Genomic DNA, 19,341 nt, shown 5'->3' with positions numbered 1-19,341 from the left:
TTTCTCCGATCCTGAGGCGCATGGTCCTACATGCCATGCGACCAGCCGGATCGCCAGATGGCAATCCGGTTTCTGCTTTCATCGTTCGATAAATCTTCGAATGCGGCGCCGGGGCACGCGGGTTTCGGGGATCAGCCCTGATCCGCTTTCGATCCCTTCAGGATGTATTTCGCATCGCAATAGGGGCATTCGACATAACCGGCGTCTTCCGGGATATGCAGCCAGACGCGGGGGTGGCCCAGGGCGCCTTCGCCGCCGTCGCAGGCGATCTTGGAATTCTCGACAATCTTGGTTTCGGGCGCTTGGGTCGTCATCCGGGGCGTTTCCTTTTGGCTGCAAAAGAATTAGGTGCTGTTATGAGCGATCACAACGCCAGGGGCAAGTAGGGCCATGAGCAGCAATGCCATCGAAATCCGAGGTCTGCGCAAGACCTATCGCGGCAGCAAGGGGCAGCCGGAAAAGCAAGCACTGAAGGGCATCGACCTGGATATTCCGCAGGGGTCCGTCTTCGGGTTGCTGGGGCCGAACGGGGCCGGCAAATCGACCCTGATCAACATCCTTGCCGGTCTGGTGGTGAAAACCGCGGGCCAGGTGACGATCTGGGGCTTCGATCAGGATGTGAACCCGCGCCAGAGCCGCGCTTCGATCGGGGTGATGCCGCAGGAACTGAACCTCGACGCCTTCTTCACGCCGCGCGCGGCGCTGGACGTGCAGGCCGGGCTGTATGCGGTGCCGAAATCGCAGCGCCGGACCGACGAGATCCTGAAGCTGATCGGGCTGGAGGACAAGGCCGATGCCTATGCCCGCACCCTGTCGGGCGGGATGCGGCGGCGGCTTCTTTTGGGCAAGGCATTGGTGCATGCGCCGCACATCCTGGTGCTGGACGAACCGACGGCGGGGGTGGATATCGAGCTGCGCCAGATGCTGTGGACCAACATTCGCAAGCTGAACGATGAGGGCATGACCATCATCTTGACGACCCACTACCTGGAAGAGGCCGAAGAGATGTGCGACGAGATCGCCATCATCAACCAGGGCGAAGTGGTGGCGCGCGACAGCAAGACCAACTTGGTGAACCGGATCGATGCCAAGACCATGGTGATCCATGCCGAAGAGACCGTCACGACCCTGCCAGAGGCCCCCGGCATCACGGTGGAAACCCGCCCCGACGGTGCCGTCGCGCTGAGCTATCACGCTCATCAGACCAGTGCCGAACAGGTGCTGGCGGCGGTGCGCGACGCCGGGATCAGTATCCGCGACGTGAAAACCGAAGAGGCCGATCTGGAAGACGTGTTCCTCGAACTGACCCGGAGCTGAGGGCGCGACATGCCGCATGATCACCACCACGGCCATCATCATCCCCATCCCGATCTGGACGGTGGCGACCGGCGGGTGGCGTGGGCGGTTGCGGTCAACATCCTGCTGACTCTGGCGCAGATCGTGGCGGGGGTGATTTCAGGATCGCTGGCGCTGATCGCCGATGCGATCCATAACCTGTCCGATGCCCTTTCGCTGTTCATCGCCTTCTTCGCCCGGCGCATCGGCAAACGGCCGGCGGATGCGACGATGACCTTCGGCTATGGTCGGGCCGAGGTGGTGGCGGCGCTGATCAACTACACCACGCTGATCGTGGTGGCCTTCTACCTCGCCGCCGAGGGGGTGCAGCGGTTGTTCAACCCGGTCGAGGTCGAGGGCTGGATCGTGGTTGCCGTGGCCGCCGTCGCGCTGGTGATCGACACGGTCACGGCGCTGCTGATCTGGCGGCTGAGCGGCGACAGCGTCAACATGCGCGCCGCCTTCCTGCACAACCTGGCCGACGCACTGGGGTCGGTGGCGGTGATCGTCGGCGGTACGCTGATCCTGCTCTATGACTGGCGGCTGGTCGACCCGATCGTGACGCTGCTGATTTCGGGCTACATCCTGTGGCATTCCTGGCAGGGTATCCTGCCAGTCATTCGAATCCTGATGATGGGGGCACCGGAAGATACAGACCTGGAAGACGTCGCAGCGACCCTGCGCGGGATCGACGGGGTCGGAGATATCCATCATCTGCATATCTGGCGCATGCAGGAACACGAAACGGCGCTGGAAAGCCACGTGGTGCTGGACGGATCGGTCGAGGCGGAAGCGGTCAAGAAGACCGTCAAGCAAACGCTGAAAGAGCGTCACGGCATCGTCCATGCGGTATTGGAGCTGGAAAGCTTCGGAGCGGTCTGTGCCGACACCCAGCTGATCGGTCACTGAGACACGCGCCGGCTGCCGACGTCCCGTTTGCCCTTGCACTTTCGACCGCATTGGAGTCGATTAACGGGCAATGAAGGCTGCGATGGGAAAGAAGATGGCGGAACAGACCGACACCGACATGGTCAAATGGCTTCACGACGTTCTTGAAGTCGAAACGGTCGAAGACAATTTCTTCCGCGGCATCGCCACGCCGCAGGGGCGGGGCCGGTCCTTTGGCGGGCAGGTGATCGGGCAGGCTCTGATGGCGGCGATCCGGACCGCCGATCCGGACCGGCCGGTGCATTCGCTGCACGCCTATTTCATGCGTCCGGGCGACGCGACCAAGCCGGTTCTCTACCGCGTGGAACGCGACCGCGATGGGCGCAGCTTCGCCACCCGCCGGGTGGTGGCGATCCAGTCGGGCAAGCCGATCCTGAACCTTGCCGCCTCCTTCCATGTTCGGGAGCCCGGGCTGGCGCACCAGGCGCAGATGCCCGACGTACCCATGCCCAAAGACCTGATAAGCGATGAACAGCTGGGCGAACGGATGCGCGATGACCTGCCCGAGGCGTTCCTGAACTGGCTCAACATGCCGCGCCCGATCGAAATGCGCCCGGTCGGTTTGCGGCCGCCCTTCACCCGCGAAAAGCAGGATCCGGTTCAAAACATGTGGATCAGGGTGCGCGGGGATTTCGGCGACGATCCCGACCTGCACCGCGCGGCGCTGGCCTATACCTCGGATTACGGGCTGCTGGGCACCTGCGTGTTGCCCTTCGCCAAGGCCTTCGTCGATCCCGACATGCAATTCGCCAGCCTCGACCACGCGATGTGGTTCCATGACGATTTCCGCATGGACGAATGGCTGCTTTACGCGATGGACAGCCCTTGGGCCGGTGGCGCGCGCGGCTTCAACCGTGGTCAGATCTTCACTCGCGACGGGCGGCTTGTCGCCTCGACCGCGCAGGAAGGGCTGGTGCGGAACGTCACGCCAAGGGATTAAGACAAGGGATTAAGACCGGCGCTTGTAGGCTTCCAGCCGGTAGAAATCGCGCAGGGTCTGGCCCGGGCGCGGTCTGAATACGTCGCCTTCGCTCAAGGCTTGAATGCGATCGAGCCGGAACATGCGGAAATCCTCGCGCAGCTCGCACCAGCAGACCATGGTCCAGACCCGGCCCCAGAACCACAGCCCCAGCGGCCGCACGCTGCGGCTGGACGCGCTGCCGGTTTCGTCCTCGTAAGCGATATGCAGGCTCGTGTGGGAATTGGCGGCGGCTTCGACCCGGTCGATCCGGTCGCGCAATTCATCGGTCATGTCGTGCAGCGCCAGCGCATGAACCTGCACCTCTTTCGCCCTTGATCGGGCCGCTTCGGGCAGCACCGCGTTGATCTTGACCAGCGCTTCCTCGGCCGCTGCCGCCATCGAGGTGCCGCCCCAGGCGCGGATCATCCGCGCGCCGGCGACCAGCGCCACGATTTCATCCGACGAAAACATCAGCGGCGGCAGGTCGTAGCCGTCGCGCATGACGTAGCCGACCCCGGCCTCGCCCTCGATCGGCACGCCGGAGCCGATCAGGTCGGCCACGTCTCGGTAGATAGTCCGCGGCGTGACCTCCAGTTTCTCGGCCAGTTGCGCCGCCGTCACCAACCGCCCGCCGCGCAGATACTGAACGATCTGGAACAGGCGGTCGGCGCGGCGCATCAGGCGGTCGCCGGTTCAAACAGGCCCAGCGAATTGCCGTCCGGGTCCTGGGCATAGACATAGCGGCCCGGCGGGATCGCGACCGGTTTGCTCAGCACGGTGCCGCCTGCCGCCGCGCAGCGTTCGGCTGCGTCTTCCAGCGCGCCGGGCACCGCCAGATGAAGGGTCGGGCCCTGGCCGGTTTCGGCCGGTTTGCCCGGATAGAGATGCCCGCCCACCGTGTCCATCGCGTTGCCCAGAATGGCGATGCGGTTGGGGCCGGATGCGTCCAGCTTCATGTCGTATCCAAAAACGGTTTCGTAGAAGGCCATGGATTTCTGCATATCCGAAACCGGGATTTCGGACCAGACGATGATTGGTTGTTGGGTCATTGCGCGAACTCCTTGTGTGAATGACAAGGAGGGTATGACACAGGGCTGCTGACAGCATTCTGTCAGCATGGTTTCAGGGGGCTGGAAAAAGTTTGCCACAGCCGAGCGGGGCGATGGAAATGGGGATCAATCGGGCAATTCGTCCGACGGGATCACCGGGAAGAATTCGCCGCCCGACCACAGCCCGAACCAGCTTTGGCCCTCCACCTCGTGATGGGTGCCCAGATCGATCAGCCGGTAGAAACTCTTGCGGTCGATCAGCGCTTCGAGGTTGGCGCGCACCAGGACATAGGGCGAAGGTTCCCCGGTCTCGGCGTTGCGCTCAACGCGGATCGGCGCCTGCGGCCCCGCCTTGGTGTAATCGCCGACATTGGTGGTGAAGCTCAGCACCTGATCGCGACCCGTCCCCTCGACCTCGAAATCCACCGCGACGAAGGGCGCGTCGTCGACGGTGATGCCGACCTTTTCCACCGGGGTGACGAGGAAGTACTTGTCATCGTCCTTTCGCAGAATCGTGGAAAACAGGTGGACAAGTTCGGGCCGCCCGATCGGGGTGCCCTGATAGAACCAGGTCCCATCGCGGGCGATGCGCATGTCCAGATCACCGCAGAACGGCGGATTCCACAAATGCACAGGCGGCAGGCCCTTGCCCTTGGAAGCGGCGCGGGCGGCGGCGGTCAGGCTTTCGGTCGATGGCTTCACGGACATTTGTTCGCTCATAGTTTTTGCCATTTGCGTTTGGCGCGATACACTCGTTTCCAACAATATAGTTCACGGTGGAGTTTGACCATGTCCGATGCCAACGACCTGCTGGCCGAAATCGAAGCGCTTGAAGTCAAGCTGGCGGAGGCGAAGGCATCGATCACCCGGCGCTTCATCGGTCAGGAACAGGTCGTCGACCTGACCCTGTCGGCGCTTCTGTGCGGCGGTCACGCGCTGCTGATCGGGTTGCCGGGGCTGGGCAAAACCCGCCTTGTCGATACGCTGAGCACGGTGATGGGGCTGGACGGCAACCGCATTCAGTTCACCCCCGACCTGATGCCGGCCGATATCCTCGGCTCCGAGGTTCTGGAAACCGATGCCGAAGGCCGCCGGTCGTTCCGGTTCGTGCCGGGGCCGATTTTCTGCCAATTGCTGATGGCCGATGAAATCAACCGGGCCAGCCCGCGGACGCAATCGGCGCTGCTGCAGGCGATGCAGGAACATCACATCACCGTGGCGGGCGAAAACCGGGCGCTTGGCGCACCGTTCCACGTGCTGGCGACGCAAAACCCGATCGAACAGGAAGGCACCTATCCTTTGCCCGAGGCGCAGCTTGACCGCTTCTTGGTGCAGATCGACGTCGCCTATCCCGACCGGCAGACCGAACGCGATATCCTGCTGGCCACAACCGGGGTTGCGGAAGAAAAGGCGCATGAGGTTTTCACCGCCGAGGAACTGATCCGCGCCCAGTCCCTTTTGCGGCAGATGCCGGTCGGCGACAGCGTGGTCGAGGCGATCCTCGATCTGGTCCGCGCCTTCCGCCCCGATGACGAAACCGCCGACGAACGGGTGAAACAGACCGTTGCCTGGGGACCGGGGCCGCGCGCGGCGCAGGCCCTGATGCTGACGGTGCGGGCGCGCGCCATGCTGCAGGGGCGGCTGGCGCCGTCGGTCGAAGACGTCGTCGCGATGGCGCGCCCGGTGCTCAGCCATCGGATGGCGCTGAACTTCGCCGCCCGGGCGCGCGGTGACAACCTTGCCGATCTCATTGAAACCACCGTGGCGCGCACCACCCGGATCGAGGCCGCAGCTTGACCCCGTCACCGCCCCTCCGGGCGCGGGCCGAGGAACAGGCCGCGCTGCTGCCGCCGCTGCTGGCACGGGCCGAACATCTGGCCGGAAACATGCTGCTGGGCGAACACGGGCGGCGGCGCTCCGGCATGGGCGACGATTTCTGGCAATACCGGCCGCTGCAGCCGGGCGATACGCGGCGCATGATCGATTGGCGCCGCTCGGCCCGCGGCGATACGCAGTATGTGCGCGAACGCGAATGGCAGATCGCGCAAAGCGTGATGCTGTGGGTCGATCAGGCCGCTTCGATGCGCTACGCGTCGAACAAGGACCTGCCGGAAAAGGCCGACCGGGCACGGCTTCTGGCGCTGGCAGTGGCGATCCTGCTGGTGCGGGGCGGCGAACGGGTCGGGCTGACCGGTACCCTGCTGCCGCCGCGCCGGGGCAACAACCAGGTGCTGCGCCTGGCCGAGCTTTTTTCCCACGATGACGCGGCAGATTACGGCGTGCCAGAAGCCCGCGCGATGATCCCGCAGGCGCGTGCCGTGTTCCTGTCCGATTTCATGGGCGATATCGACGCGGTGCGCGAGGTGCTGACCAAGGCCGCCGATCGCGGCGTGCGCGGTATCCTGCTGCAGATACTGGACCCGTCCGAGGAAGCGTTTCCGTTCCAGGGCCGCACGATCTTCGAAAGCGTCGGCGGCACGGTGTCCCATGAAACGCTGAAAGCGGGCGAATTGCGCGACCGCTATCTGAAACGGCTGGAACGGCGCAAGGCGGCGCTGGCCGATCTGTGTGCCGTCACCGGCTGGCAGTTCCACACCCACCACACCAGCGACAGCGCGCAGGTGGCGCTGCTCTGGCTATGGCAGGCGCTGAACCGGGGAACGGCGTGATGGGCGGGCTGGCGCAGATCGGGTTCGCCGCGCCCTGGCTGTTATGGGCGCTGGTGGTGCTGCCGGTTCTGTGGCTGCTGCTGCGCGCGGTGCCGCCCGCACCGTTGCGCCGCCGCTTTCCCGGCGTGGTGCTTCTGCTGGGGCTGAAGGACGACGACAGCGTTACCGACAAGACGCCGTGGTGGCTGATCCTGCTGCGGATGCTGGCGGCGGCGGCGGTGATCGTTGGGCTGGCCGGGCCGATGCTGAATCCCGACACGGATGAACAGGCGCGGTCCAGCCCGCTGCTGCTGCTGCTGGATGGCGGCTGGGCGGGGGCGCGCGACCGGGACGCGCGGATCGAACTGGCCGATCGTTTGCTGGCCGACGCGGATCGCGACGGCCGCACCGCAGCGCTGCTGATCCTGACCGATCCGCAACCGCCGGTGTTCCAGCCGGCGGGCGATCTGCGGCAGCAACTGGCCGGGGTGCAGCCGGTGCCGTGGGCGCCTAGGGAAACGACGGTTGCCAAGGCGCTTGACGCGCTGCGTCGGATCGAGGGCGGGTTCGACACGGTCTGGATGTCCGACGGGTTGGATTTCGCCGGGCATGACCAGCTGGTCGCAGACCTCGCGCAGCGCGGTCGGGTGCAGGTGTTCGAAGATGGGCGCGGCGCGGTGGCGCTGCTGCCGCCAACCTACGAAGACGGCCAGATCGTTCTGACGGCCACCCGCAGCCGGGCGGACAGCGGCCTGTCTCTGGACTTGCGAGCGCATGGCCGCGACCCGGCTGGTGCGGAACGGGTGCTGGCCACCCTGCCGCTGCGGATCGAAGCCGGCGCGACAAGTGGCGAGGCCCGCCTGTCGCTGCCCGCCGAACTGCGCGCGCGGGTCAACCGGTTCGACATCGCGGGGCAGCGCAGCGCAGGCGCCGTGGCCATAAGCGATGACAGCCTGCGCCGCCGCGAAGTGGCGCTGATCACCGGGCGCGACGACCGCGAAGGGCTGGAGCTGCTGTCGCCGCTGCATTACCTGCAACAGGCATTGGAACCTTCCGCCGACCTGTTGCATGGCGCGCTGACCGATATCTTGCCGGCCAATCCCGATGTGATCGTCCTGGCCGATGTCGCCGGTCTGCCTGCTGCCGAGGAACAGGCGCTGCGCGACTGGGTCGAGGCGGGCGGCTTGCTGCTGCGCTTTGCCGGGCCGCAGCTGGCCGCCAGCGACCTCAGCCGCCGCGAAGAACACCCGCTGATGCCGGTTCGGCTGCGGTCCGGCGGGCGCACGGTGGGCGGCGCGATGAGCTGGGGCGAACCGAAGACCTTGGCCCCCTTCGCAGAATCCAGCCCGTTCTATGGCCTGCAGATTCCCGAAGACGTTACCGTGTCGTCGCAGGTGATGGCGCAGCCCGATCCGTCGCTGGCCGACCGGGTGATCGCGGAACTGTCCGATGGCACGCCTCTGGTGACCGCGAAACCGCTGGGGCAGGGGCGGGTGGTCCTGTTCCATGTCTCGGCCAATGCCGAATGGTCGACCCTGCCCTTGTCGGGCCTTTTCGTGCGGATGCTGGACCGGTTGGCGGTGTCGTCGGTCACCGGGCAGCCCGAGGTCGGGGACCTTGCCGGATCGGTCTGGCAGCCGCTGAGGGTGCTTGACGGGTTCGGCCGGTTGCAGGATGCGGGGAACCTCGCCGGTGTGGCGGGCGAGGACCTTGTCGCGGCACCGCTCGGCCCCGATCTGCGCCCCGGCCTGTACGAAGGCGAAACCCGGCGGCTTGCCCGAAACGTGATGCGCCCCGACAGCATGCTGATCGCCGCCAACTGGCCCGCCTCGGTTTCGGTGGCGGGGCTGGAACGGCCCGAACAGGTGCCGCTGGCGGGATACCTGCTGGCGCTGGCGGTGCTGATCCTGCTGGCCGACGTGATCGCCGCGCTGGCGCTGTCGGGGCGGTTGTCGCTGCGCAGCCGGCCGGCGGCATTGGGCCTGGTTCTGGGGCTGGCGTCGCTGTTCCCCTATCAGGCGCGGGCCGAGGATGACGATTTCGCGCTGAACGCCACTTCCGAACTGGTTCTGGCCTACGTGATAACGGGCAACCGCAAGGTCGACGATGTGTCGCGCGCGGGATTGATCGGCCTGTCCGACACGCTGTTTTTCCGCACCTCGGTCGAACCGGCCCTGCCGGTGGGGGTCGATCTGGAACGTGACGAACTGGCGTTTTTCCCGCTGCTTTACTGGCCGATCACCGAGGATCAGCCGATCCCGTCGGTCGAGGCCTATGACCGGCTCAACCGTTATCTGCGCACCGGCGGCATGATCCTGTTCGATACCCGCGACGCCGATATCGCCGGCTTCGGCGCGGCCAGCCCGAACGGGCGCAAGCTGCGTCAGCTGGCCGAACCCTTGGCGATCCCGCCGCTGGAATCCTTGCCGGGCGATCACGTGCTGACCCGCACCTTCTACCTGCTGCAGGATTTCCCGGGCCGGTTCGCGGGCCGCGATGTCTGGGTCGAAGCGGCGCCGCCGGGGGCGGAAAAGATCGAGGGGATGCCGTTCCGCAACCTGAACGACGGGGTGACGCCGGTGGTGATCGGCGGTAACGACTGGGCGGCGGCCTGGGCCACCGACGATCAGGGCAATTCGCTGTATCCGGTCGGGCGGGGATTCTCGGGCGAACGCCAGCGCGAACTGGCATATCGCTTCGGTGTCAACCTGGTCATGCATGTGCTGACCGGCAACTACAAATCCGACCAGGTCCATGTGCCTGCGCTGCTTGACAGGTTGGGCCAATGACCGGGGAAATCACATTCGATCCGCTGTTGCCATGGACGGTGCTGGCCGTGCTGGGGGCGGTGGTGCTGATCGCCGCCGGGCTGGCCCTTTGGCGCGGACTGGCGGGGTGGGCGCTGCGCCTGCTGGCGGGGGCGGTGATCGTCGCGGCGCTCGCGGGGCCGTCGTTGCGGCAGGAAGACCGCGACGCGCTGAGCGATATCGTGCTGCTGCTTGAAGACAAGTCGGCCAGCCAGAAGCTTTCCGATCGCGCCGCGCAAAGCGCCGAGGCCGCCGATCTGCTGGAAGCGCGGCTGACCGCGCGCCCGAATACCGAGGTGCGGCGGGTGGAGGTCGGCGACGGACCGGACAATGCCGGGACCATGCTGCTGGGCGCGCTGAACGAGGCGCTGGCGCAGGAACCGCGGGGCCGGATCGCCGGGATCGTTGCGATCAGCGACGGGCGGGTGCACGATCTGGACCGGGTGCCGGATCTGCCCGCGCCGATGCACCTGCTGCTGAGCGGGCGGCCGGACGATTGGGACCGCCGACTGGTGGTCGATACAGCCCCGGCCTTCGCCATTCTGGGCGAACCGGTCACGTTGAAATTCCGGATCGAGGATACCGGCAACGCGCCGCCCGGCCTGTTCGAGGTTCCGCTGGAAATCGCGCTCGACGGGCAGGAACCCAGCCGGGTGATGGTGCCGCTGGGCGCGAGTTTCGAATTGCCGATCACCCTGCCGCATGGCGGGCGCAACGTGATCCAGTTCTCGACCCCCGAAATGGATGGCGAACTGACCGGCCGCAACAATTCCGCGCTGGTGCAGATCAACGGCGTGCGCGACCGGTTGCGGGTGCTGTTGGTCAGCGGCGAACCGCATCCCGGCGGGCGGACATGGCGCAACCTGTTGAAATCCGACAGTTCGGTCGACCTGGTGCATTTCACCATCCTGCGGCCGCCGGAAAAGCAGGACGGCGTGCCGGTGGCGGAACTGTCTCTGATCGCCTTTCCGACCCGCGAACTGTTCCTCGAAAAGATCGACGATTTCGACCTGATCATATTCGACCGCTACCAGCGACGCGGCATCTTGCCGTCTCTCTACCTTGAAAATGTCGCCCGCTACGTCCGCGACGGCGGTGCGGTCCTGATCGCAGCGGGGCCGGATTTCGCCAGCGCCGCGTCGCTGTTCCGCTCACCACTGTCCGCGATCGTGCCGGCGAGCCCCACAGCGCGGGTGATCGAACAGGGCTACCGGCCCGAGGTCACCGATCTGGGCGACCGTCACCCGGTGACCGCCGGGCTGCGCGGTGAATGGGATGGCGACTGGGGGCGCTGGATGCGCCAGATCGAGGTCGACCCGCAGGATGGCAACGTGGTGATGACCGGGGCGGAGGACGCGCCGCTGCTGATCCTGAACCGGGTCGGCGACGGACGGATCGCGCTTCTGGCCTCGGACCAGGCCTGGCTTTGGGCGCGCGGCTTCGAAGGCGGCGGGCCGCAGCTGGAACTGCTTCGGCGGCTGGCCCACTGGATGATGAAGGAACCCGAACTGGAAGAAGAGGTGCTGACCGCCTCGGCCGTGGGGCAGGACATGCGCATCCTGCGCCGGACGCTTGAAGACGTGGCCGGCCCGGTCGAAGTGACCTCGCCGTCGGGCGAAACTGTGACGTTTGAGATGCAGAAGGTCGCGCCGGGACAGTTCGAGGCGCAATATCAAGGTGCGGAGATCGGGCTGTATCGCTTGCAACAGGGCGAGGTCGAAGCGGTTATCGGGCTGGGCCCGGCCGCGCCGCGCGAATTCGAGGCAACCATCGCCACCGGCGAGGTGTTGGCCCCGGTGATCGATCCGCTGCGCGGCGGGGTGCTGCGCCTGTCGGACGGGGTGCCGCGCATCCGTGACGTACGCATGGGCCGTCCCGCTTCTGGCCGCGGATGGATCGGGATCACGCCGCGCGAGGCGGCGGAAACCCGGTCGGTCACCCGCATCCCGTTATTGCCGCCCTGGCTGGTCCTGATCTTGACGCTGGGTTTGATTCTGGCTGCATGGTTGCGTGAAGGGCGGCGATAGCGGCCGCCGGCAAGACGCGGCCGGAACGCGGGTCGGGCCGGCCAAAGCGCCCAGGCCCGGGCGATGTCGCGTTTGGGGAGGGTCGGACCGCTCGGGGCTGGCCGGTGATTATGGTTTCAGCCGAAGCCGGAACGTTTCCCCGGACCATCCATCCTCCGAACAACGGGCGCGGATGAAAACCTCGCGGATTCCGTCGGGCACCACCACACTGCGGAGCGACCGTGTGAAGGGTTGTTCGTTCACATGCGGGTGCATCAATTCGCGCACCCCGAGCCGGTGGCCCGTCGAATCCACAACCTCCCAGCCGTCGGCATAGTGATCCCAGCCGGTATCGGGATGCGTCATGGTCACGTCGATGCGCCACCCCATTGCAGACCGGGTCGTTTCGACCGCGATTATGCGCGGCGAACCTGCCTGGGCATGGCCGGTGGACAGGGTGAGGCAGAACAGGGGAACGATCAGCCGTTTCATCGCATCATCTTAGCAGTCCAGCCGGCCAGTTGGGGTCACGACTGCGTGTGTCCCATGTGGTCGTCATCGCCCACCAGAACCGACCGCGAATGCGACGCGAATTCCCGCCGCCACAACACCGCGCAAGTCACCGCCGTGGCGACGATCAGCGGGATGGCCCCCACCAGCCAGGCGGCGCTGGCCAGCGCGAAATAGATCGAGCGCAGTCCCTGATTGTAGCTGCGTGCGGCGGTGATGTTGATCTCGGCTGCCTTCATCGCGCGCGGCAGGGCGAGCGGATCGTCGATTTCGTTGGGGACCGACCCCATCAAAACCGCACAATAGCCGAAAAGCCGGTGCGACCAGACGAAATTCAGGAATCCCTTGGCAAGGAACAGCAGCGTGATCAGCAGCTTGACCTCCCAGACGAATGTCGGATCGGCGCTGAGCGTCAGGTCTTGGGCTACGCCGGCCAACTGTTCGGCATTGCCGATCGCGGCCAGCGCCCCGCCGATGGCGATCAGGGCGGCAGAGGCGAAAAAGGACGTGCCCTGGCGCAATGTCGATAGGGTCTGGGCATCGAAAATGCGCGGTTGGCGGGTCACCATCTGGCGCATCCATTCGCGCCGGTATTCCGCCATCAGGACCGATACCGAAGGTCTTTTGCGGCCCGGATGCTGGATCAGCCAGCCGATCACGCCCCAAGTCAGGAACAAGAACGCCAGTGCGGCGAAATCCGGGGCGGCGAACAGGGCCAGGCGGTCGCCGATCAGCATGGCTCAGAACGGTTTCACCACCACGACCCAGAGAATCGCGATGGCGCCGAAAACGCTGACTTCGTTGAAAATGCGCAGGAACAGGTCGCTTTCGCGGAACACGCCCTTGCGGGCGGCCATGACCAGTTTTCCGGTCCAGGCGTAATGCGCCGCAAGCGCCGCGACCAGCGCAAGCTTGAGCCAGACCCAGTCGGGAAAACCCAGCGACCAGCCAAGCCAGATCCCCGTCGCCAAGGCGATCACGCCCAGCCCGGCGGAAAAGCGGTACAGGCGAATCGTGAGATCCCCCAAGGGCCCGAAATCCCCCAGCCGGTCATATTCCCGCTTCCAGTAGATCAGCGCCCGCGGCACGGCGAATATGCTGGTCATCCAGCCCATGACGCATAAAATATGTATGATTTTTACCCACTGCATGGTGCTTTACTGCCCGCGACGCCCCATTTAGGCAAGAGCGGCAGTCGAGCGGGCCGAAAAGAATTGCGGTCGCCGCAATATTGGTTATATTAATTTACCAATTCTAGGAGGTGCGTCATGGATATGCCAAGGCCCGACGCCAATATTTTGGCCAAGAAACCGGTACTGGTAAAACGACTGCAACAGGTTCTGCCCAAGGATGCGGTGATCCATGAAGAGGCCGAAACCCGCGCCTACGAATGCGATGCGCTGACCGCTTATCGCTGCCCGCCGCTGGTGGCGGTGCTGCCTTCGAATACCGAAGAGGTGGCGGCAGTGATGAAGATCTGCCACGACATGGGCGTGCCGGTGGTGCCGCGCGGCGCGGGCACTTCGCTTGCGGGCGGGTCGCTGCCTACCGCCGACAGCGTGATCCTCGGCGTGGCGCGGATGAACGAGGTGCTGGAGACGGATTACGAAAACCGCTTCATCCGGGTCCAGACCGGGCGCACCAACCTCAGCGTCACCGGCGCGGTGGAGGAAAACGATTTCTTCTATGCTCCCGACCCGTCGTCGCAGCTGGCCTGCGCCATCGCGGGCAATGTCGGCATGAATTCGGGCGGCGCGCATTGCCTGAAATACGGCGTGACCACCAACAACCTGATGGGCGTGACCATGGTGCTGATGGACGGGACCGTGGTGGAACTGGGCGGGGCGCATCTGGATGCCGGCGGGCTGGACCTGTTGGGCGTTGTCTGCGGATCCGAAGGCCAGCTGGGCGTGGTGACCGAGGCGACCCTGCGCATCCTGCACAAGCCCGAAGGGGCGCGGCCCGTTCTGATGGGCTTCGATTCAAACGAGGTCGCCGGCCAATGCGTCAGCGATATCATCAAGGCCGGCGTGTTGCCGGTGGCGATCGAGTTCATGGACCGCCCGGTCATCCGCGCGACCGAGGCTTTCGCCGGTGCCGGTTATCCCGATTGCGAGGCGCTGCTGATCGTCGAGGTCGAGGGCAGCGAGGCGGAAATCGCCGAACAGCTGGACAAGATCCTGACCATCGCCCGGTCGCACAACCCGGTCGAGTTGCGCGAAAGCACCAATGCCGATGAAAGCGCCCGGATCTGGTTGGGGCGCAAATCGGCCTTCGGCGCGATGGGGCAGATCAACGATTACATGTGCCTCGATGGCACGATCCCGGTGAACCAGCTACCTTACGTGCTGCGCCGGATCGGCGAGATGAGCCAGCATTACGGGTTGGGCGTGGGCAACGTGTTCCACGCGGGCGACGGCAACATGCATCCGCTGATCCTGTTCGATGCCAACAAGCCCGGCGATCTGGAACTGTGCGAACGCTTCGGCGCCGATATCCTGAAGCTCTGTGTCGAGGTGGGCGGCTGCCTGACCGGCGAACACGGGGTGGGGATCGAGAAGCGTGACCTGATGGTCGATCAGTTCGATCCCGACGATCTGGACATCCAGATGGCGGTGAAGGACGTGTTCGATCCCGATTGGTTGCTGAACCCTGCCAAGGTGTTCCCATTGGCGGCAAGCGAAACGCGGCGGATGGCGGCGGAATAGGGGGCTTTGCCACCCTGCGCGCGGCGCGCATTCCCCCCAGGATATTTTTCAAAAGAAGAAGATCATGAAACCACAGACAGAGGCCGATCTGGCCGAGATCATCGCAGGCGCATCGGGGCCATTGCAGGTACAGGGTGGCGGCACCCGGCCGATCGGGGTGCCGGTCGAGGGTGCGCTGCTGCAAACCGGCGGGTTGAGCGGGATCGACCTGTATGAGCCCGGCGCGCTGACCATCGTGGTCAAGGCGGGCACGCCTCTGGCGGAGGTCGAGAAGGTGCTGGAGGCCGAGGGCCAGCGCCTGCCGTTCGAACCGATGGACCACCGGGGGCTGCTGGGCAGCACCGGCGAACCGACGGTGGGCGGCATGGCGGCGGCCAACGTGTCGGGGCCGCGGCGGATCCAGGCCGGGGCGTGCCGCGATTTCATGCTGGGCGTGCGGTTCGTCGACGGCATGGGCCGGGTGTTGAAGAACGGCGGCCGGGTGATGAAGAACGTGACTGGTTACGATCTGGTCAAGCTGATGGCAGGGTCCCATGGCACGCTGGGCGTGATGAGCGAGGTCAGCTTCAAGGTGCTGCCAAAACCCGAAACCGGCGCCGTGATCCTGATCGAGGGGCTGGACGATGGGCGCGCCGTCGCGGCGATGTCGGCCGCGTTGGGATCGCCTTTCGACGTGACCGGGGCTGCGCACACGCCGAAGGGGATCGACGGCGCGCCGGTGACCATGATCCGCATCGAGGGCTTCGAGAAGTCGGTGGCCTATCGCGCGGAACGGATGAAGGCGCTGCTGGCGGAATTCGGCGAAATCGAGGTGGAAACGCAGGCGGAGCGGATCGCCGCGGGATGGAAATGGGTGCGCGACGTCGAAGCCTTCGCGGACCAGCCCGGCGATGTCTGGCGCATTTCGGTGAAACCGTCGGACGCGCCCGCGGTGGGCGCGGCGCTGCAGGCCAGGGGGCTGCTTTACGATTGGGGCGGCGGATTGATCTGGGCGCTGGTCGAGGCGGGTCGTGATATCCGGCCCGCGATGGCCGGTGTGGGTGGTCATGCGACTCTGGTCCGCGCCAGCGATGAAACGCGGCGGACCGTCCCGGTGTTCCAGCCGGAACCGGGACCGGTGGCGGCCCTGTCTCAGGGCGTGCGGGCCAAGTTCGATCCGCGCGGTATCCTCAATCCGGGGCTCATGGGGTAAGCGATGCAGACGAATTTCACCGAAGAACAGCTCAAGGATCCCGGCATCGAGCGGGCCAACGAGATCCTGCGCGCCTGCGTCCATTGCGGGTTCTGCACCGCGACCTGCCCGACCTACCAGGTTCTGGGCGACGAATTGGACAGCCCGCGTGGCCGGATCTACCAGATCAAGGACATGCTGGAAAACGAACGCGTGCCGGACGCCAAGACGGTCAAGCATGTCGACCGCTGCCTGTCCTGCCTGGCCTGCATGACGACCTGTCCCTCGGGCGTGCACTACATGCACCTGGTCGATCATGCGCGCGACTATATCGAGAAGAATTACAAGCGCCCCTTCTCCGACCGTGCCCTGCGCTGGATCCTGGCGCGGATCCTGCCCTATCCCGGCCGGTTCCGGCTGGCGCTCTTGGGGGCGAAGATCGGGCGGTCCTTTGCCTTCCTGATGCCCGATGCGCGGTTGAAGGCGATGCTGGAAATGGCGCCGAAACACATCCCGCCGGTCAGCCGCAACGACGATCCGCAGACGTTTCAGGCGGAACAGCCGCGGCGCAAGCGGGTGGCCTTGATGACCGGTTGCGCGCAGCGTGCGCTCAACACCGATATCAATGACGCCACGATCCGGCTGCTGAAGCGGCTGGGCTGCGACGTGGTGATCCCCAAGGGGCAGGGCTGCTGTGGCGCGCTGACCCATCACATGGGCAAGACCGATGAAAGCCACGCGACGGCGGCCAAGAACATCCGCGCCTGGGTGGCGGAAATGGATGGCGACGGTTTAGATGCCATCGTCATCAACACCAGCGGCTGCGGTACCACGGTGAAGGATTACGGCCACATGTTCCGCAACGATTCGCTGGCCGCAGATGCCGCGCGGGTGTCGGACATCGCGATGGATGTGTCCGAGGTGCTGATGCAACTGGACCTGCCGGAAGGGGCCGACAAGGGCATGACCGTGGCCTACCACGCCGCCTGTTCGCTGCAGCACGGGCAGAAGATCAAGACCCACCCCAAGGACCTGCTGAAAAAGGCCGGGTTCACCGTGGTCGAACCGGCCGACAGCCATCTGTGCTGCGGCTCGGCGGGGACCTACAACCTGATGCAGCCGGAGATTTCCAAGCAGTTGAAGGATCGCAAGGTGCGCACGCTGGAGGCCAAGGATCCTGACGTGATCGCGGCCGGCAATATCGGCTGCATGATGCAGATCGGGTCGGGCACCGGCGTGCCGGTGGTGCATACGGTGGAGCTTCTGGACTGGGCGACGGGCGGGCCGCAGCCGCCGGCACTGGGCGGTGCGCCGATATTGCGCTGACGCCCTAATTTCGCCAAAACTCGGGGCTAGGCAGATGGGACGTCACAAAGGACCCCGCCGCATGCTGCACCGAATTGTAGTCTTGGTATCGTTTCTGTTTGCCGCCGGTATCGCGCAGGCGCAGGACACGATGCTGCGCCGTCTGTCTACCGGCGAAGACAGCAAGGGATGGGAAGCGGTCGGGCGACTGGACCTTGCCGGAGCCGGATTCTGCACCGGGGCGCTGATCGCGCCCGACTTGGTGCTGACCGCGGCGCATTGCCTGTTCGACCCCGAAAGCGGCAACCGCATCGACCAAAGCCGGATCGAATTCCAGGCCGGGATGCGCAATGGCCGGGCCGAGGCCTATCGCTGGGTCCGGCGCGCGGTGGTGCATCCTTCCTACCGTTACGACGGGCCGGTGTCGGCCGAACGGGTGCGCAACGATCTGGCGCTGCTGGAACTGGAGCAGCCCATTCGCAACGGTACGGTGACGCCTTTCAAGGTGGCTCGGGTGGCGCGGCCGGGCGATCAGGTCGGCGTGGTGTCCTATGCCCAAAACCGGGCCGAGGCGCCCTCGATGCAGGACGTCTGCAGGGTGAAGGGGCGGCAGCAGGGCGTGTTGGTGATGTCCTGCGATATCGATTTCGGGTCCTCGGGATCGCCAGTTTTCAGCTTCGCGGGCGGGCAAAAGCGGATCGTGTCGGTGATTTCCGCCAAGGCGCAGGCCGAAGGTGAGCGGGTCGCCCTGGGCAGCCAGATCGACGGCAGCATCGATTTGCTGCGCAGCCAGCTTGCAAACGGTGTCGGCATCCTGAAACCGACCATATCGCAGGCCCGGCGCGTCCGGGTGGGCGATGCGCGCGAGACATCCGGCGCGAAATTCCTGAAGCAATGAAACCCACCGGTACCGTCATGGCAATCCTTGCCGTTCTGGCGCTGGCGCTGCCCGCCGCCGCGGACTGGCTGTGGCGGCTGACGGATCGTTAAGACCTGTTGGGGTGGGGGCGGTCGGGCGGCTGGATCCGGATAGCAGGGGGTTTTGCACCGGCAGTCCCTGATTGCGGCCGATCCGGTTGCGGCCCCGGACCGGCGGATCAAGCGGTTGAAGGCAGGTGCCGGGTGCTACGGTGCCGGGGCGCGTTTCATCCGCCCCGGTGGGGGTTGAAACCGCTTTTGGCGCTTCCCACATCTGGATGACCGGGGTGCCCTACGGGCCCCGGTTTCATCACGGCCTGTCCAGTCGGAAGGCCATCCACAGGTATCGCTCAGATGGAGGATCACCGTTTATGCGTAGTTTTGATTTTGCACCGCTTTATCGCGCCAGCGTCGGTTTCGACCAGATCGCCGACATGATGGACCGCGTTTTCGCCAACGAGGCGCCGCAGCCCAGCTATCCGCCCTACAATATCGAAAAGACCGATGAAAACGCCTACCGCATTTCGATCGCGGTGGCCGGTTTCACCGATGCCGACCTGTCGGTCGAGGTCAAGGAAAACGCGCTCGTCGTTGCCGCCCGCAAGGCGGATGACGAGAAGGAACGCGTCTACCTGCATCGTGGGATCGCAACCCGCGCATTCGAGCGCCGCTTCACGCTGGCCGATCATGTGCGGGTGACCGGGGCCACCCATGCCGACGGCATGCTGCATATCGATCTGGTTCGCGAAATGCCCGAGGCGTTGAAACCGCGCCGCATCGAGATCGCCAGCGGCAAGGCCGCTGAAAAGGACGTGGTCGACGCCAAGACCGTCAACTGAACCGGGTTGTAGCGTGATGAGTACGGGGCGGACCTTGGTTCGCCCCTTTTTCATGTCCGGGATGCCGATCACGATTTATGTCAGGTAGATTGACTTAAAATCCGAAGCGGCTCATCCTCGGTCGAAAAAGGAAATC

Annotated in this window: 19 protein-coding genes; 12 read left to right on the top strand and 7 right to left on the bottom strand. The window is 65.3% G+C overall.

Annotated elements, in window-relative coordinates; all coding sequences use genetic code 11:
• Nucleotides 1-131: 131 nt before the first annotated feature.
• Entirely contained in the window at nucleotides 132-314 is a 183-nt protein-coding gene (locus IT775_RS03315; protein WP_212699656.1) for a zinc-finger domain-containing protein, read from the bottom strand.
• Between the two features lie 76 nt (nucleotides 315-390).
• Here IT775_RS03315 and IT775_RS03310 point away from each other — a divergent pair, with 76 nt between their 5' ends.
• The 3 genes from IT775_RS03310 to IT775_RS03300 all read left to right on the top strand — a co-directional run bounded on the left by IT775_RS03310 (nucleotide 391) and on the right by IT775_RS03300 (nucleotide 3,223).
• Complete coding sequence (locus IT775_RS03310; protein ID WP_212699655.1) at nucleotides 391-1,317, top strand: ABC transporter ATP-binding protein; 927 nt, start codon at nucleotides 391-393, stop codon at nucleotides 1,315-1,317.
• Between the two features lie 9 nt (nucleotides 1,318-1,326).
• A complete protein-coding gene (locus IT775_RS03305) occupies nucleotides 1,327-2,244 on the top strand; it encodes a cation diffusion facilitator family transporter (protein WP_212699654.1) in 918 nt (305 codons plus the stop codon).
• An 82-nt stretch (nucleotides 2,245-2,326) separates the two neighbouring features.
• Nucleotides 2,327-3,223 (top strand): acyl-CoA thioesterase, encoded by an 897-nt coding sequence (locus IT775_RS03300; protein ID WP_246525283.1) that lies wholly within the window; start codon nucleotides 2,327-2,329, stop codon nucleotides 3,221-3,223.
• Nucleotides 3,224-3,232: 9 nt separating this feature from the next.
• Here IT775_RS03300 and IT775_RS03295 read toward each other — a convergent pair whose 3' ends face one another.
• The 3 genes from IT775_RS03295 to IT775_RS03285 form a co-directional block, all read right to left on the bottom strand.
• Nucleotides 3,233-3,922, bottom strand: coding sequence for a helix-turn-helix transcriptional regulator (locus tag IT775_RS03295; RefSeq protein ID WP_212699653.1), 690 nt, complete (start codon nucleotides 3,920-3,922; stop codon nucleotides 3,233-3,235).
• Complete coding sequence (locus IT775_RS03290; RefSeq protein WP_212699652.1) at nucleotides 3,922-4,293, bottom strand: VOC family protein; 372 nt, start codon at nucleotides 4,291-4,293, stop codon at nucleotides 3,922-3,924. Before IT775_RS03290 ends, IT775_RS03295 begins: the two co-directional genes overlap by 1 nt.
• A 126-nt stretch (nucleotides 4,294-4,419) precedes the next feature.
• Nucleotides 4,420-5,013 (bottom strand): DUF1285 domain-containing protein, encoded by a 594-nt coding sequence (locus IT775_RS03285; protein WP_212699651.1) that lies wholly within the window; start codon nucleotides 5,011-5,013, stop codon nucleotides 4,420-4,422.
• A 69-nt stretch (nucleotides 5,014-5,082) separates the two neighbouring features.
• On the opposite strand from IT775_RS03285, the gene IT775_RS03280 reads away from it, so the two are divergent.
• Genes IT775_RS03280 through IT775_RS03265 form a run of 4 tightly spaced genes read left to right on the top strand, consistent with a single transcriptional unit; the run spans nucleotide 5,083 to nucleotide 11,775 of the window.
• Nucleotides 5,083-6,090, top strand: a complete 1,008-nt coding sequence (locus tag IT775_RS03280; RefSeq protein ID WP_212699650.1) for an AAA family ATPase — start codon at nucleotides 5,083-5,085, stop codon at nucleotides 6,088-6,090.
• Nucleotides 6,087-6,962 carry a DUF58 domain-containing protein gene (locus tag IT775_RS03275; RefSeq protein ID WP_246525281.1) on the top strand — a complete coding sequence of 292 codons (876 nt, stop codon included), beginning with the start codon at nucleotides 6,087-6,089 and terminating at the stop codon, nucleotides 6,960-6,962. Before IT775_RS03280 ends, IT775_RS03275 begins: the two co-directional genes overlap by 4 nt.
• Nucleotides 6,932-9,730 carry a DUF4159 domain-containing protein gene (locus tag IT775_RS03270; protein ID WP_246525279.1) on the top strand — a complete coding sequence of 933 codons (2,799 nt, stop codon included), beginning with the start codon at nucleotides 6,932-6,934 and terminating at the stop codon, nucleotides 9,728-9,730. Before IT775_RS03275 ends, IT775_RS03270 begins: the two co-directional genes overlap by 31 nt.
• The gene (locus IT775_RS03265; protein ID WP_212699649.1) at nucleotides 9,727-11,775 is read left to right on the top strand and encodes a hypothetical protein; all 2,049 of its coding nucleotides are present in this window, start codon (nucleotides 9,727-9,729) and stop codon (nucleotides 11,773-11,775) included. Before IT775_RS03270 ends, IT775_RS03265 begins: the two co-directional genes overlap by 4 nt.
• Before the next feature lie 108 nt (nucleotides 11,776-11,883).
• On the opposite strand, the gene IT775_RS03260 is transcribed toward IT775_RS03265, so the two are convergent.
• Genes IT775_RS03260 through IT775_RS03250 form a run of 3 tightly spaced genes read right to left on the bottom strand, consistent with a single transcriptional unit; the run spans nucleotide 11,884 to nucleotide 13,415 of the window.
• On the bottom strand, nucleotides 11,884-12,246 hold the full coding sequence (locus tag IT775_RS03260) for a hypothetical protein (RefSeq protein WP_212699648.1): 363 nt from the start codon (nucleotides 12,244-12,246) through the stop codon (nucleotides 11,884-11,886).
• A 35-nt stretch (nucleotides 12,247-12,281) separates the two neighbouring features.
• A complete protein-coding gene (locus IT775_RS03255) occupies nucleotides 12,282-13,001 on the bottom strand; it encodes a DUF599 domain-containing protein (protein ID WP_212699647.1) in 720 nt (239 codons plus the stop codon).
• A 3-nt stretch (nucleotides 13,002-13,004) separates the two neighbouring features.
• Nucleotides 13,005-13,415: a CopD family protein gene (locus IT775_RS03250; RefSeq protein WP_212699646.1), complete on the bottom strand. Its 411-nt coding sequence runs from the start codon at nucleotides 13,413-13,415 to the stop codon at nucleotides 13,005-13,007.
• A 117-nt stretch (nucleotides 13,416-13,532) separates the two neighbouring features.
• Here IT775_RS03250 and IT775_RS03245 point away from each other — a divergent pair, with 117 nt between their 5' ends.
• The 5 genes from IT775_RS03245 (at nucleotide 13,533) to IT775_RS03225 (ending at nucleotide 19,205) form a co-directional block, all read left to right on the top strand.
• A complete protein-coding gene (locus IT775_RS03245) occupies nucleotides 13,533-14,972 on the top strand; it encodes an FAD-linked oxidase C-terminal domain-containing protein (protein ID WP_212699645.1) in 1,440 nt (479 codons plus the stop codon).
• 64 nt (nucleotides 14,973-15,036) lie between these two features.
• Nucleotides 15,037-16,164: an FAD-binding protein gene (locus IT775_RS03240; protein WP_212699644.1), complete on the top strand. Its 1,128-nt coding sequence runs from the start codon at nucleotides 15,037-15,039 to the stop codon at nucleotides 16,162-16,164.
• Nucleotides 16,165-16,167: 3 nt separating this feature from the next.
• Nucleotides 16,168-17,469, top strand: coding sequence for a glycolate oxidase subunit GlcF (gene glcF, locus IT775_RS03235; RefSeq protein WP_212699643.1), 1,302 nt, complete (start codon nucleotides 16,168-16,170; stop codon nucleotides 17,467-17,469).
• Between the two features lie 61 nt (nucleotides 17,470-17,530).
• Nucleotides 17,531-18,346 (top strand): trypsin-like serine peptidase, encoded by an 816-nt coding sequence (locus IT775_RS03230; protein ID WP_212699642.1) that lies wholly within the window; start codon nucleotides 17,531-17,533, stop codon nucleotides 18,344-18,346.
• Between the two features lie 391 nt (nucleotides 18,347-18,737).
• A complete protein-coding gene (locus IT775_RS03225; protein WP_212699641.1) occupies nucleotides 18,738-19,205 on the top strand; it encodes an Hsp20 family protein in 468 nt (155 codons plus the stop codon).
• The last annotated feature ends 136 nt before the right edge of the window (nucleotides 19,206-19,341 follow it).

The sequence above is a fragment of the Thalassovita aquimarina genome, from assembly GCF_018219815.1.
GTDB classification, from domain to species: Bacteria; Pseudomonadota; Alphaproteobacteria; order Rhodobacterales; family Rhodobacteraceae; genus Thalassobius; species Thalassobius aquimarinus.
This window is presented reverse-complemented; position numbering and strand designations above follow the sequence as displayed.

Excerpts from the sequence above, each read along its gene's own strand:
- IT775_RS03315 (WP_212699656.1), bottom strand. The coding sequence starts at position 314 with ATGACGACCCAAGCGCCCGAAACCAAGATTGTCGAGAATTCCAAGATC.
- IT775_RS03270 (WP_246525279.1), top strand. The coding sequence starts at position 6,932 with ATGGCAGGCGCTGAACCGGGGAACGGCGTGATGGGCGGGCTGGCGCAG.
- IT775_RS03240 (WP_212699644.1), top strand. The coding sequence starts at position 15,037 with ATGAAACCACAGACAGAGGCCGATCTGGCCGAGATCATCGCAGGCGCA.
- IT775_RS03290 (WP_212699652.1), bottom strand. The coding sequence starts at position 4,293 with ATGACCCAACAACCAATCATCGTCTGGTCCGAAATCCCGGTTTCGGAT.
- IT775_RS03260 (WP_212699648.1), bottom strand. The coding sequence starts at position 12,246 with ATGAAACGGCTGATCGTTCCCCTGTTCTGCCTCACCCTGTCCACCGGC.
- IT775_RS03305 (WP_212699654.1), top strand. The coding sequence starts at position 1,327 with ATGCCGCATGATCACCACCACGGCCATCATCATCCCCATCCCGATCTG.
- glcF (WP_212699643.1), top strand. The coding sequence starts at position 16,168 with ATGCAGACGAATTTCACCGAAGAACAGCTCAAGGATCCCGGCATCGAG.
- IT775_RS03230 (WP_212699642.1), top strand. The coding sequence starts at position 17,531 with ATGCTGCACCGAATTGTAGTCTTGGTATCGTTTCTGTTTGCCGCCGGT.
- IT775_RS03300 (WP_246525283.1), top strand. The coding sequence starts at position 2,327 with ATGGGAAAGAAGATGGCGGAACAGACCGACACCGACATGGTCAAATGG.
- IT775_RS03250 (WP_212699646.1), bottom strand. The coding sequence starts at position 13,415 with ATGCAGTGGGTAAAAATCATACATATTTTATGCGTCATGGGCTGGATG.
- IT775_RS03265 (WP_212699649.1), top strand. The coding sequence starts at position 9,727 with ATGACCGGGGAAATCACATTCGATCCGCTGTTGCCATGGACGGTGCTG.
- IT775_RS03225 (WP_212699641.1), top strand. The coding sequence starts at position 18,738 with ATGCGTAGTTTTGATTTTGCACCGCTTTATCGCGCCAGCGTCGGTTTC.
- IT775_RS03280 (WP_212699650.1), top strand. The coding sequence starts at position 5,083 with ATGTCCGATGCCAACGACCTGCTGGCCGAAATCGAAGCGCTTGAAGTC.
- IT775_RS03310 (WP_212699655.1), top strand. The coding sequence starts at position 391 with ATGAGCAGCAATGCCATCGAAATCCGAGGTCTGCGCAAGACCTATCGC.
- IT775_RS03295 (WP_212699653.1), bottom strand. The coding sequence starts at position 3,922 with ATGCGCCGCGCCGACCGCCTGTTCCAGATCGTTCAGTATCTGCGCGGC.
- IT775_RS03245 (WP_212699645.1), top strand. The coding sequence starts at position 13,533 with ATGGATATGCCAAGGCCCGACGCCAATATTTTGGCCAAGAAACCGGTA.
- IT775_RS03285 (WP_212699651.1), bottom strand. The coding sequence starts at position 5,013 with ATGAGCGAACAAATGTCCGTGAAGCCATCGACCGAAAGCCTGACCGCC.
- IT775_RS03255 (WP_212699647.1), bottom strand. The coding sequence starts at position 13,001 with ATGCTGATCGGCGACCGCCTGGCCCTGTTCGCCGCCCCGGATTTCGCC.